Origin of the sequence: Endozoicomonas sp. ONNA1 (assembly GCF_024606325.1) — a bacterium.
Taxonomy (GTDB): Bacteria; Pseudomonadota; Gammaproteobacteria; order Pseudomonadales; family Endozoicomonadaceae; genus Endozoicomonas_A.
In genome coordinates this window covers 1-12,730 of record NZ_JAHHPN010000181.1, presented here as the reverse complement: position 1 = coordinate 12,730, position 12,730 = coordinate 1, and the positions used below count along the sequence as shown (strand labels likewise).

The 12,730-nt window shown below is 47.3% G+C and carries 9 protein-coding genes and 1 pseudogene; 6 read left to right on the top strand and 4 right to left on the bottom strand.

Annotated elements, in window-relative coordinates:
* Together KDK19_RS04285 and KDK19_RS04280 are read left to right on the top strand one after the other, a co-directional pair.
* On the top strand, window positions 1-298 hold a 298-nt coding region (locus KDK19_RS04285), incomplete at its 5' end, for a peptidoglycan DD-metalloendopeptidase family protein (RefSeq protein WP_257291393.1).
* A 294-nt stretch (window positions 299-592) separates the two neighbouring features.
* Window positions 593-2,092: a S41 family peptidase gene (locus tag KDK19_RS04280; RefSeq protein ID WP_257281234.1), complete on the top strand. Its 1,500-nt coding sequence runs from the start codon at window positions 593-595 to the stop codon at window positions 2,090-2,092.
* Between the two features lie 104 nt (window positions 2,093-2,196).
* Here KDK19_RS04280 and KDK19_RS04275 read toward each other — a convergent pair whose 3' ends face one another.
* Window positions 2,197-2,727 (bottom strand): hypothetical protein, encoded by a 531-nt coding sequence (locus KDK19_RS04275; protein WP_257287298.1) that lies wholly within the window; start codon window positions 2,725-2,727, stop codon window positions 2,197-2,199.
* 255 nt (window positions 2,728-2,982) lie between these two features.
* Here KDK19_RS04275 and focA point away from each other — a divergent pair, with 255 nt between their 5' ends.
* The 3 genes from focA (at window position 2,983) to parE (ending at window position 7,566) form a co-directional block, all read left to right on the top strand.
* Window positions 2,983-3,840: a formate transporter FocA gene (gene focA, locus KDK19_RS04270; RefSeq protein ID WP_257281236.1), complete on the top strand. Its 858-nt coding sequence runs from the start codon at window positions 2,983-2,985 to the stop codon at window positions 3,838-3,840.
* A gap of 263 nt (window positions 3,841-4,103) precedes the next feature.
* Window positions 4,104-5,483 (top strand): MFS transporter, encoded by a 1,380-nt coding sequence (locus tag KDK19_RS04265; protein WP_257281237.1) that lies wholly within the window; start codon window positions 4,104-4,106, stop codon window positions 5,481-5,483.
* 193 nt (window positions 5,484-5,676) lie between these two features.
* Window positions 5,677-7,566: a DNA topoisomerase IV subunit B gene (gene parE / locus KDK19_RS04260; protein ID WP_257291392.1), complete on the top strand. Its 1,890-nt coding sequence runs from the start codon at window positions 5,677-5,679 to the stop codon at window positions 7,564-7,566.
* A gap of 12 nt (window positions 7,567-7,578) precedes the next feature.
* Here the strand turns inward: parE and KDK19_RS04255 are convergent, their stop codons facing one another.
* Entirely contained in the window at window positions 7,579-7,893 is a 315-nt protein-coding gene (locus KDK19_RS04255; protein WP_257253663.1) for a HigA family addiction module antitoxin, read from the bottom strand.
* Window positions 7,894-7,897: 4 nt separating this feature from the next.
* A complete protein-coding gene (locus KDK19_RS04250; protein WP_257281239.1) occupies window positions 7,898-8,191 on the bottom strand; it encodes a type II toxin-antitoxin system RelE/ParE family toxin in 294 nt (97 codons plus the stop codon).
* 224 nt (window positions 8,192-8,415) lie between these two features.
* Here KDK19_RS04250 and KDK19_RS04245 point away from each other — a divergent pair.
* A pseudogene (locus tag KDK19_RS04245) lies at window positions 8,416-8,625 on the top strand (IS630 family transposase); the annotation flags it as partial.
* A 134-nt stretch (window positions 8,626-8,759) separates the two neighbouring features.
* Here the strand turns inward: KDK19_RS04245 and KDK19_RS04240 are convergent.
* Window positions 8,760-12,257: a hypothetical protein gene (locus KDK19_RS04240; RefSeq protein ID WP_257291391.1), complete on the bottom strand. Its 3,498-nt coding sequence runs from the start codon at window positions 12,255-12,257 to the stop codon at window positions 8,760-8,762.
* Window positions 12,258-12,730 lie beyond the last annotated feature (473 nt).

Sequence of the window (12,730 nt, the reverse complement as noted above, 5' to 3'; positions counted from 1 at the left end):
GGTTCTTATCTCGGTAAAAGCCGGAACCAAAGTCAACGCCATCCATGACGGGACTGTCATTTTTTCTAACTGGCTGAGAGGTTACGGTCAACTCATCATTGTCGACCATGGCAATAACTACCTGTCACTTTACGCACACAACCAATGGTTACTTAAGAAAGAAGGTGATTCTGTTCTGGCCGGAGAAGAGCTGGCACTCAGCGGTCAATCCGGAGGACAGAACGAGCCCGGGGTCTATCTGGAAATCCGACACAACGGTAAGCCCCAGAACCCGGTTCCATGGTTATCAAAATCTTAAGAGAGATCGTAAAACATCGTCCGATAAAAGATTGCAGAAACGATCGGGTGAACCGATAAAACAGAAGGCATCAGGTTTTCTTATCCCCTATTTTTCCGCCGAAACCTGAAGTGGTGACAGACAAAACAACAGCGCAGTCTGTTAAATAAAGCTGCCTATACTTCAATACCGGATAACCCGGGTGCCGGGCCACCGGAGTGCCGGACCACCGGAGTGCCGGGCCACCCAAACCACGGAGATTGTCGCAAAATCAGCAATAGCGGCATTTTCATCATAAATGTGCAGGGAGAATTCATGACAAAATCCTTTTCTACTTCCCGACAGCCAATGCCACAATGGATAAAAGCCGCTGTGTTGGCCCTGGCATCCGGGGTTGCCCTGCAAGGCTGGTCGGCACCGGTTAATCAGGAAGAGAAGCCTGCCCCGGCAGCTGTTGAGCCTGCCAGGCCAATAACCGATGCTAAACCGGCAAAAGAAGAGAAGAAAGGTACACTACCGCTGGAGGAGTTGCGCACCTTCACCGAGGTCATGCAACTGATCAAAACTACCTATGTTGAAGAGGTAGATGACAAAACGCTTCTGGATAATGCCATCCAGGGTATGCTCTCGGGTCTGGACCCACACTCCGCCTACCTCAAGCCAGACGCCTTCAAAGAACTTGAAATCAATACCTCCGGCAAGTTTGGTGGACTGGGTATCGAAGTCGGTATGGAAAACGGTTTTATCAAAGTCATCGCACCCATTGATGACACTCCTGCCCAGAAAGCTGGCGTTCTGGCTGGCGACCTGATCATCAAGCTGGATGACACTTCTGTAAAGGGTATGACTCTGATGGAGTCTGTGGATAAAATGCGAGGCAAGCCCGGAGAGCCCATCAAGCTGACGATTGTTCGTGAAGGAGCTCCCAAGCCCATCACTCTGATCGTCAAGCGTGACATTATCAAGGTGCAGAGTGTCAAATCCTGGATTCTGGAGGACGGCTACGGATACATTCGCATGAGCCAGTTCCAGACTGAGTCCGATAAGGAAGTGGTTGAACACCTCAACAAACTCAAAAAGTCTCAGAACGGGAAACTAAAAGGCCTGGTACTTGATCTTCGAAACAACCCCGGTGGAGTTCTTCAGGCAGCAGTGGGGGTTGTAGACGCCTTTATCAAAGACGGACTGATCGTCTACACCAAAGGACGTGCTCCCAACCCACAGCTGAGCTTTAAAGCCAACAAAGATGACCCTTCCGAAGGTATTCCTCTGGTAGTGCTGATCAATGGCGGTTCGGCTTCGGCTTCTGAAATCGTCGCTGGCGCCCTGCAGGACCATAGCAGAGCCGTTCTTGTCGGTACCGAATCTTTTGGCAAAGGCTCCGTTCAAACGGTAATGCCCCTGAGCAATAATGATGAGAAAGGTCTGAAACTCACCACGGCCCTTTACTACACTCCCAGTGGCCGATCAATACAGGCCGAGGGTATCAAACCTGACATTTTTGTACCAAGAGCTAAAGTGACACCTGAAGAAGACGTATCCGATTACAAGGAAGCGGACTTACAGGGTCACCTCACCAACGGCAATAAACAGGCAAAAAAAGGCAAACAAGAAAAGAGCAAACAAGAAAAAGGCATGCAGCAGAAAGGCAAGCAGAAGGAGGAATCTCGTTCACTGGCCGAGCAGGATTATCAGTTAAGTCAGGCTCTGAATGTTCTTAAAGGTATCCACATCAATGCTATCCGGAATGAGAAAAAGCCCTCCGCGATAGCCAAAGAACCTGAAGAGGCTATGAAGACAGCAACAACTCTTTAAGATTCATAAGAATACAAAAAAACCGTCTGGAGCCATCCAGACGGTTTTTTTGCGCCCTCAAAAATGAGCCAACAAAATATATAGCTATATAGATTCAACGCATTTCAGAACCTGAATTCAATCCCCAGACTTATGACAGGCTGCTCTTTACTGTCAAACTTGGTGCGTTGCAACAGAGTGCTGGCTGTGGACTCTAAAACAGTACTCTCAGCCACCTCAGGCCCTGTGTCCAGAAAAGTACCAACGTCGACACTGAGATCAACCCGTTTGGCATCATCAAGAAGCTTTTTCCAACCAACACCTACATAGGCTCGCTGCCCTTCACCAGAGAAATAGGCCTTACCCAGTTTCTTCGAGTCCCCCGAAAAAGCCCCTGCAGATACCCTGAAGCCGCTCTCAAAGGGGTAATAATCAATCACCAAACCATTTTTTGTCGCAGAGCTATGGGTATCGGGGGCGGAAAAATCATCGCTAACCATCGTATAAGCGCGAAGACCAAAGGCAGGGCTGCTTGCTTCCTGTTGGGCACTGACAACCTCACCGCCCGATTCTGCCGGAATAATGCCGGAATCATCTGCCAGAGTATTTATGGAAAGCATCATACAGACTGCAAAAATTGAAGGACCGCCGTTCATTATCCTTTCTCCGGGAGTCATGATTCGGAACAGGGATCTTCCCCCTATCGTCTCCGGAAAAGCCGAAGCAAGTCAACCATTCAACGAGTGAATCCTGAAATGAGTTCACGAATTTTCCGTCTGATCATCTGACGCCGTTATTGATAAACTATCTTCTCTTCATGAAAAAATTCTCATCGCCCTCATCAACAAGTGTGATGAGAAATAGTTTCAATCGCTCATGACCCTTTAGTTTGTTCCCTCCCGGATCCTGATATGCAAACCGACAACACCCCACAATCTGGCTGCGTACCTCCTTCTGAGATTGCCCGTATGGCAGAAGATGCTGCTGTGGGTAAAACCAAAAAACACCCTGAGGTGACCTTTGTACTGGCCGTTCTGGCCGGTATTTTTATCTCTCTGGCAGGCATGTTTTATACCATCGTTACCACTGGGGCTGAGGGCCTGCCTTATGGTATGGCAAAACTGGTCGGAGGATTGACTTTCAGTATGGGCCTGATGATGGTCGTACTCTGTGGAGCCGAGCTTTTTACCAGTAACACCCTGTTGCTGATGGGTCGTGCCACTCGTCGCCTCAACATTGCTCAAATCACCAGGAACTGGACGCTTGTCTACTTCGGTAACATGACCGGTGCCTTTTTCATGGTCGCCATGCTGATGGGAGTGAGCCAATACCAAGGCGCTCAGGGTGAAGTGGGTATCAACTACATGTATGTTGCCAATGCCAAAATGGGCCATAATTTTATTCAGGCCATGCTGCTGGGTATCCTCTGCAATCTTGTCGTCTGTCTCACTTATTGGATGACCCTGAGCGCACGTTCTGCAGCCGGAAAAATGCTTGCTTGCATGTTACCTGTTGCCTGCTTCCTGGCAGCCGGATTTGAGCACTCCATTGCCAACATGTTCCTGCTTCCCATGGGCTGGCTGATCAAAAATACTGCTTCGCCCGAATTCTGGGCAGCCACAGGCTATAGTGCTGATTATTTCAGCAATATCACGATCTTCAACATGATTGTCATGAACATCATCCCCGCCACCATCGGTAACATCATGGGTGGTGGTGTCATGGTGGGTTTGAGCTATTGGTTTGTTCACCTTCGTGAGCGTGACTGACCCGTCATTCAAATGTGGCTGCATGGAAGCAGCCTCCCTGATCAACCACAATAAGGCGGTAACTCGACCGGCATTTTTTCTGAATGGTGCTACATTATTTCCTAAGTTGACTCAGAGACTGAACAGATGAACGACAAAGATGATCTTTCGTCTCCTCTGCTGGTAAAAGACTTTTTTGCCATGAAAACACTGATAATTGCGTTTTTACAGTCCCTTCTCTCCTAGCGCGTTCCACCTTTTCATAGCAATTCATGGAAGTGTTCATGAGATCTTTTTTAAAATGCTCTGTTGTCCCTGATGGTTATTCCAAAAAACAACACGAACGTTATTCAAAATTAAGATTGCAAATTCTGATCGGGGCTTTTCTTTCTTATTCGGCCTATTATCTGGTTCGGAAAAACTTTGTCATGGTCATGCCCGACCTGATTTCAGAGGGCTATAGCAAATCTGAACTCGGAGTGGCTCTATCAGCACTGGCTCTCAGTTATGGGATCAGCAATCTGCTCATGGGTTACCTGGCAGACCGGATTGATGTCCGTAAGCTAATGCCCCTGTGCCTTCTGGGCTCAGCACTGCTCTCTCTGTTTCTTGGCTTTTCACCGGTGCTCCAGTTCCCACTGATTATGATAGTGATGACCCTGGCCCTCAATGGCTTTATACAGGGTTCAGGATGGCCGTGCAGTGCCAAACTGATTGCCCACTGGTTCGTCAGGCAAGAGCGTGGCACGGCCATGAGCATATGGAATTTGTCGCATAATGTAGGCTGCGGCCTGCTGGGGCCCATTGCCATCCTGGCAGTCACTCTTTTTGGCACCTGGCAAAGCAAGCTCTACTTTCCAGCCTTTATAGCCATCGTCATTGCTATGATGGGGCACCTGCTCCTGAGGGACAGACCTTCTCAGTGTCATTTACCACCGCCTTCTCCGGAGTTGTCGGAGGAGCTGGAGATAGAACAGCACAAAACGTCTTTTATCCGAACGCTCCAACTCTTCGGCCAGCATTGCCTGACAATGCCCCCGCTCTGGATTCTGGCCATTGTTAACGCCTGCACTTATTTCATTCGCTATGGTGTCATTGACTGGGCTCCGGTCTACCTGACAGAAACCAAGGGCTTTAGTTTCAATGCTTCGAGCTGGGCTTTTTTTGCTTTTGAGTATGCTGCTATACCCGGAACCCTTATTTGTGGCTATATGAGCGATAAGCATTTCAAAGGCAAGCGTGCTCCCATGAATGCTCTCTTTATGGCACTGGTACTCATTTCAGTCATTGCCTACTGGAACTCACCACCGGGTGACACCTCTTATGCCGTACTCTCACTGATTTCGACCGGATTTTTAATCTACGGCCCTGTCATGCTGGTACACGTTCATATCATTGATCTGGTGCCTCTCCCCTTTGCAGCCACTGCAGCCGGTTTCTGTGGACTCTTTGGGTATATTTTCGGAGCCACTTCCGCCAACCTGCTACTGGGAAAAGTGCTTGACCTCTATGGTTGGGATGCCTGCTTCCAACTGTTAGCCGGTGCCAGCTTGCTGGCTCTGCTATTACTCTTGCTCCTCTGGCTTTGGGAAAACAGGCACCCTGACCCAACCATCGAGTTCAGCACGACGACACCACAACCCATAAGCCTTCCATCAAAATAAATCAGCCATGAGCGACTGAAACAATTTTTCGTTACCCTCAGATGAAAAATTTTTCACGGTAAAGAAGGTCTTCCCTCACTGAAATCCTCAGAACAAATACCCATAACAATATTAAGCACTCTCAACACTGACTAACGCCAAGGCTTTAGGTACACTAATGAGTTAACGCGCAATCAGACCCAACAAGGATTTCATGCGTAACGACTATACAGCGGAAGCCATTGAGGTACTCAGTGGCCTGGACCCGGTTCGCAAACGTCCGGGCATGTACACAGACACGACCCGGCCCAACCACTTGGCTCAGGAAATCATCGACAACAGTGTCGACGAAGCGTTGGCCGGCTTTGCCAGTAAAATCAAGGTTATCCTGCACAAAGACAACTCATTGGAAGTCATTGATGATGGTCGGGGTATGCCTACGGATATTCATCCGGAACACGGAATAACCGGCATAGAACTGATCCTGACCCGGCTGCACGCAGGTGGTAAATTCTCCAACAAGAACTACCAGTTCTCAGGTGGTCTTCACGGAGTGGGTGTCTCGGTTGTCAACGCATTATCGACTCGCCTTGAAGTCACCGTTCGCAGAGATGCAAAAGTATCCCTGATCACATTCAAGGATGGCTACAAAGATCAGGATCTGCACGAGATCGACACCTGTGGCCGTCGCAATACCGGCACAATGGTTCGTTTCTGGCCCGATGCCAGCTACTTTGATTCAGCCAAATTCTCGGCTTCCAAGCTCAGGCATGTACTGCGCGCTAAAGCCGTACTCTGCCCCGGCCTCAACATCGAGTTTGTTGATCACCACACCGGTGATACCGAGGAGTGGTACTACGAAGATGGCCTGACCGACTACCTGAAAGGTTCGACCCAAGGCTATGAAACCCTGCCGCAGGAACCTTTCACAGGTTCACTGCAAGGTGAAAAAGAGGCGGCAGACTGGGCAGTTCAATGGCTTCCTGAAGGCGGTGAATTGCTGACAGAAAGTTACGTCAACCTAATTCCAACCCCCCTTGGCGGGACACACGTCAATGGTTTAAGAACCGGCTTGCTGGAAGCAATTCGCGAATTCTGCGAATTCCGTAACCTTTTACCCAAAAGCGTTAAGTTGAGCCCAGACGATATCTGGGAAAATTGCTCTTACGTTCTCTCTGCCAAACTGGCAGACCCACAGTTTTCAGGTCAAACCAAAGAACGCCTGTCTTCAAGAGAATGCGCTTCGTTTGTTTCCGGCGTGGCCAAAGATGCCTTCAGTCTCTGGCTTAACCAGCACCATGCAGAGGGCGAGCTGCTGGCAGAGCTGTGTATCAACAACGCCCAGAAGCGGATGCGCAAATCCAAAAAAGTAGCCCGTAAAAAAGTCACTCAGGGACCTGCCCTGCCCGGAAAGCTGGCAGACTGCTCAAGTCAGGATTTGAACTACACCGAGTTATTCCTGGTCGAAGGCGATTCTGCAGGGGGCTCTGCAAAACAGGCACGGGATCGTGAATATCAGGCGATTCTGCCGCTACGCGGTAAAATCCTGAACACTTGGGAAGTGGATTCCAGCGAAGTACTGGCCTCTCGTGAAATTCATGATATTTCTGTCGCCCTGGGCGTTGACCCTGGTTCAGACAAACTCGACGGACTGCGCTACGGAAAAATCTGCATCCTGGCGGACGCCGACTCTGACGGTCTGCACATTGCCACTCTGCTCTGTGCACTGTTCGTACAACACTTCAAAGCTCTGGTAGAACAAGGACATATCTACGTAGCCATGCCACCTCTTTATCGAATCGATGTCGCCAAAGACGTTTACTACGCCCTCGATGAAGCAGAAAAAGAAGGTGTACTGGAACGAATCAAGGCCGAAAAGAAACGGGGCAAAGTCAACGTTCAGCGCTTCAAGGGTCTGGGAGAAATGAACCCGTTACAGCTTCGTGAAACCACCATGTCTGCCGACACTCGTCGTTTGGTTCAGTTGACACTGGAAGACTTTGAACTGACCCGTGAAGAGATGGACATGCTGCTGGCTAAAAAGCGGGCTGGCGATCGCAAGAGCTGGCTTGAGGCTAAAGGGGATTTGGTGGAGATTTCCTGAGTGTGGCTCTTATCAAGCTGTTTGTCTTTTGAACGCTGTGACAGGTCTCACAGCCTTCGACTCCTCGTTATACCGGGTCCTGGTATCCCATAAGTCGCATGCATGCTGGATATTAAGCCAGAACTCGGGAGTATTACCTAAAGCCGCCGCCAGTTTGATGGCCAGTGGTGCTGTCAGCACCGTTCTGTCATTCAGAATATTACTGACAGTATTTCTGTGGACGCCCATGGCTTCAGCCAGATCAATAATCTTCAGTTCCATCGGCTCCATGAATTCCATCCTCAGCATGTCGCCTACGGATACAGGTCTTCTCTTGGTTGCCCTCATAGTCTTATCCCTTGTAAGTGTGTGGATCAAGATGTGTGTCTACAGCCACGCCATCTATCCATTTGAATACCAGGCGGTATTGCCTGTTGACCCGGATTGAACACCATTCGCTGAGGTTGTTGGTCAAATGTTCAAACCGGTTTCCCGGCGGTATCCTTAAATCCGATTCTTTGCAAGCTCCATCCAGGATTTGTATTTTCCTGAATAGCACTGATTCAAGCTTTTTTGGTATCCGTTTGTCCTGCCTGTCATCTTCATAAAAGGACTCTAGCCACTTATCTCTGAACTCAACAGACATACATGCCCTTTACGCATAATATTGTTGTGCATTAAAGGTAAACATATGCACAATATGATTGTGCGTCAAGTGCGTTGTGCTCAATCAAGCCCATCTTCAGGTCAAGAATCCCAGAAGGCTATATGGGCATGAGAACTGCCGATGATCTCATTGTTGAACAATTGAACTACGGGACAAAAATCTACACGGAGTAAAATTTTGGGGTTGGGTGATCTGAACCACTCTCTTTGCATGTGCTTGATGGTGCTGTCATCGGTCAGTGCCAGCAGCGTCATACTCATGTGGAATGGCTGAAGTTTCTTAAACAGATAAATAGGGAAACGGCAAAAGACAAAGAGCTGCACCTGATTTGCGACAACTATGCGACTTACAAACACCCGAAGAAGCGAGAGTGGCTGGAAAAACATCCTCGTTTTCATATGCACTTTACGCCAAAAATCAATGAGTTGGGATCGTTTTCTCACCAGCTTATGGTGTTTCCAACAAGTGTTGCCAATCTTGACGATTACATTCATAAAAAAACAGCGCTGTTGAGCCTATCTTAAAACCTCAACAGCCCCTTGAGTAACTACTTGTCAGGATCTTTCCACGCTCCATGGTACAGCCCCTTTTCATCCTTAGACCCAGCTGTACTGCGATGTGCCTCCGGGTAATCATGATTCCACCAATAGACTGAATCATGTTTCGCTTTTATTTCAGTTGGCATAGAACATATGAAACCCTTGATGTGCCACTTAAAATCAGTGAATACTTTTAACTGAATATCTTTATAGAGTTCACCTGGGCATTTTGGCAGTACCAATGTGGTATCTTGTTTTGAATTTGAATTGCCCAGAATGGTATATCCTTCTTTGTCAAGACGATAGGGCCAAACATCGTACCAGCCCAGTTGGTCTGAAGTTATGTCCCAGACAGGAAGGAAATTGATAACCCGGTCTGGATTTTCAAGCTTGATATCTCTTCTTCCATTGACAACAACATAATACTCATTCTCAAGTTGCTTCGAAAGCATTCTTTGAACTGCCTTACGACCACAGTCGTACTGCCATTTTATATCAGGCATCAAGCCACAATAATCAACGACACCAGTGATGGTTTCATTCAATGAAAGTTTATCGCCGACCGATTTCTTGCCAGCTCTGATGCCACCGACAACCTGCAACAGTTGCTTTTTTGTCATTTGACTTAGCTGATAGTGTCTGGCATGTGCTAATAAGAACTTGCTTCCCTTCTTTATTTTTTGTGCCCATTGGTTCTCGAAAAAAGTCTCTTTATTCATAAAATTAAGAGCTAATTTTTTACGAATGAACGAGTAAATCTGATAATCAACAACTCTATAACTTTTATCAAAACCGCACATTGTCTTCAGTATATCCCTATTTAGTCCTGTGTAATCATCTAAATCAAGGCAAAGACTCCCTATGCCATCACTAGCGGATTCCTGCATAGGAATACCTCGTAGGTTATAGCCTATATAAGTTGCAATGCCTACTACAAAACCTCTGTAAAATAACCTTCCAGTCGCTTCATTCACATACCCTCCTGAGCCTTTTAATTTAGCTTTACGCTTGGTTTTTTTCCCGGTTAACTGATCATTTTCATCTAATCGGTGGCTAAAAGCCTCAATCGACTTTTTTAAATTTTTCGAGGCTTCATTATAGTCTCCAAGGAGTTTTTTATGCCGTTTTTTATATTCTGAAACTTCATTTTGAAGCCATTCATTATCTGCCTGCAAATCGGTATACTTGGTATTTGATACTTCCAATTTTCGTTTAATATCGAGTACTTCAAGATCAAGCTGACTAATTTTCTCTTTATACCCATCAATTTCCTCACTCTTATCTTGGGCTTGATCTTGCTTTATTTTTTTTAGTTGTTGCTCCAGACTTTTTAGTTCCTTATCAAGACTTACATTTTTTTCCTCATAGCTTTTAGCCAGCTTATTTAATGACGCAATTTTTTCACCCATTCTCTTATTAGCAGACCGCCTGTCAGCTATCTCTTTATCTTTCCTCGACAGCTTTTTCTCAAATTCATGAAAAAATTGGTTTCGTTGCTCTTCCTTTTTGGCAAGGCTGATTTCATTAGCTTTTAAAGCATCCAAAACTTTTTGTTTCGAAAGCATTAACTCTTGTTCCTTATTATTTAATTCACGGGTCAGTTCATCAATGCGCTCCTTCATCACTTCAATCCTGGCTGACTTGAAATGAGTACTTCTGTGATTTGGCTGTAATGGTAATTCACCTGACCGCCGATCTATGTCGTCTAAAAGCATGCTGAAGAAATAATTCTTTGAGAAAACCGTTTTCAAATAGAGGGCACGATGCCAATGTTTGCCCTGCTTCCGAATAGAGGTATCGCGCTTAGCCGCATCACCGTTTAGCCCCCTGACGATGCTCTCATAAATAACCAGTTCCTCGGACTGGAAAGTGGCCTGTGACCCGGTAAGCGCCATAGCGACATCCAGGCTTGGGAGGTAGGCGTTTATTGACCCGCCTTCAACCGTAAAATCAAACACAAACAGGTTATAGGCTTCAGGATCAGGCCCCTGCCCGGGGAAAGAAAACAACATTTTTTGGCGGGGTTCTGATACTTTAAAACCATCCAGTTTTGTATCCAGCCACTGTTTTAAATCATCTACTTTGTCGTACGCCATCAGAACATCAATATCATTCGTCACAGGCTCGTTATCCTTGAATTTAAGCTGATGTCCAAACCCGTGTTTGGTTATGTACGCTCTTACAGACTCTCCTCCATACAGGCAGCTACCCGTTTTTTTCTCTACACAAAAGGCTTCGATAATATCCTTGAGGCCATCGCGCAAATTAATAATAGTCTGAGCAAACTGACCATATTTATCAGAGCTATCAACGACACGATTAAACATAACTTGCGTCATGGGCACAATGTACTCATCATCACTGCTGCGACAGTGATCAGAAAAAGCAGGTGGATCTGTATCACCTGCAGGGCTCATGGAGTGATTGATATAACGAGCAAGACGGTTACTCACAACCATTGCCCAGTCTTCCGTCGGCTGACGATCTTCAACAGGCAAAACCTGCAGCATGCCTGCATGGCTTAGCTTGCGCATTAAGTCGTAGGCATCCTGAAGAGCGGCTTCGGGTGACTGCCCCACACTCAATCCACTGTTTAAAAAAAACTGCTTTGTTGCCTGCCACAGTAGACTCTCTGCTGATGCGACAGGGGACAAACCGGACTTTTCAGAAAATGGGGAGCCTGCACCTTTGTCCTTATCTTTTTCACCTTCTGCCCCCTCGCCCTCATCCTCCCCGGAACCCTCTGGCTCCCTTTCGTCACTTTTGTTGAGAGTGAAGCTTTCTCCGCTGCTGGAAAACCTGTTTTCCTCCGCAGCTGGACCCAATATATACGACTGTGGAACAGGACCAGCAGAGAAAGCTTGCATGGTCATCCAACCAAAACAATGCTGATTGTCAGAGTAGCAGGCAGGAACCACAGGAGTCAGTCCTTGCAAGCCCAATTCTTGATATGGCCGGAGCATCAAAGCCTTCATCGGTTCAGACATGATATAAGCAGACCAATACCAATTCAGAAACAACCGGCTGAACCCGGCTGTGGTCTTTGCAGAGCTGGCTGCCAGGAGCCGATGAGTCAGCCAGGATGGCACCGTCAATGCAATTTGCAACCCAGACTCATTTGCCTTCTCTGGAGCAATAAGCTGGACAGTTAAACAAGTAGTGGTACTTCCTTCTTTCGGTTCGCTCCAGACAACCTGTTGATAACGCTCAACGTTAATGTCATTGATTTTTTTTATCCAGAAAATGCCTCGATTACTCCCCACCTGGTAAGTGCTGGTTGTGTTGTCACTGTTTGGCAGAATGACCGAGAATACAGTTGTAGTTGAATCTTGTTGCACAACCTGCAGTTCCGCTTTTCCATCACGACTTTTCACGACCGACTGACCGGGTGCGAGCTGCTTATTAAGCTCAGTAACATAGGCCACAAGACTGTGCAGGCTGGCAAAATCATCTTGCTGTATCCGATAGTTTGGATCAGCTTCTGCCAGAGTCAGGTAGCCAAGCACCGGATTGAAGGTTCCAGCCTCAGCAGTGGCAGAATCGGGTATTCTCACGGGGTTCCACTGCGAACCGGAAAATACAAGCCACGAAGCCCATTGCCGTAAGGCATCAATCAAGAGAAAACGGTTCAGCAGACCAGCCGACATACCGTAAACCTGCATAACAGGATAAATAACCGGACTACACGACGCGGCAGAACCCTGACAAACTAACGCTGATATCACGATTGCAGACGATACCGCCAGCTGCACAACCGCCGCTGCCCCGACATCTTCAAGGTTTAACGGAAAACTGACAGAGACACCGGGAACAGACAATTGTGGACAATAAGATGAGCTATCTGGAATGGTATCGCCGGACAAATCAGTAGAACACGCACAGAATACGGCCAGAAATAGCCAGGCCAACCATAAGAAAGGTATACCCGTTTTTATACTCAACAACTTCCACCCCATGACCCATTCAAAGATACCTAATA

Bases quoted from the DNA above. Each gene is read 5' to 3' on its own strand.
- KDK19_RS04280 (WP_257281234.1), top strand. From the start codon at position 593: ATGACAAAATCCTTTTCTACTTCCCGACAGCCAATGCCACAATGGATA.
- KDK19_RS04250 (WP_257281239.1), bottom strand. From the start codon at position 8,191: ATGTCTGTTGAGTTCAGAGATAAGTGGCTAGAGTCCTTTTATGAAGAT.
- KDK19_RS04265 (WP_257281237.1), top strand. From the start codon at position 4,104: ATGAGATCTTTTTTAAAATGCTCTGTTGTCCCTGATGGTTATTCCAAA.
- focA (WP_257281236.1), top strand. From the start codon at position 2,983: ATGCAAACCGACAACACCCCACAATCTGGCTGCGTACCTCCTTCTGAG.
- KDK19_RS04275 (WP_257287298.1), bottom strand. From the start codon at position 2,727: ATGAACGGCGGTCCTTCAATTTTTGCAGTCTGTATGATGCTTTCCATA.
- parE (WP_257291392.1), top strand. From the start codon at position 5,677: ATGCGTAACGACTATACAGCGGAAGCCATTGAGGTACTCAGTGGCCTG.
- KDK19_RS04255 (WP_257253663.1), bottom strand. From the start codon at position 7,893: ATGAGGGCAACCAAGAGAAGACCTGTATCCGTAGGCGACATGCTGAGG.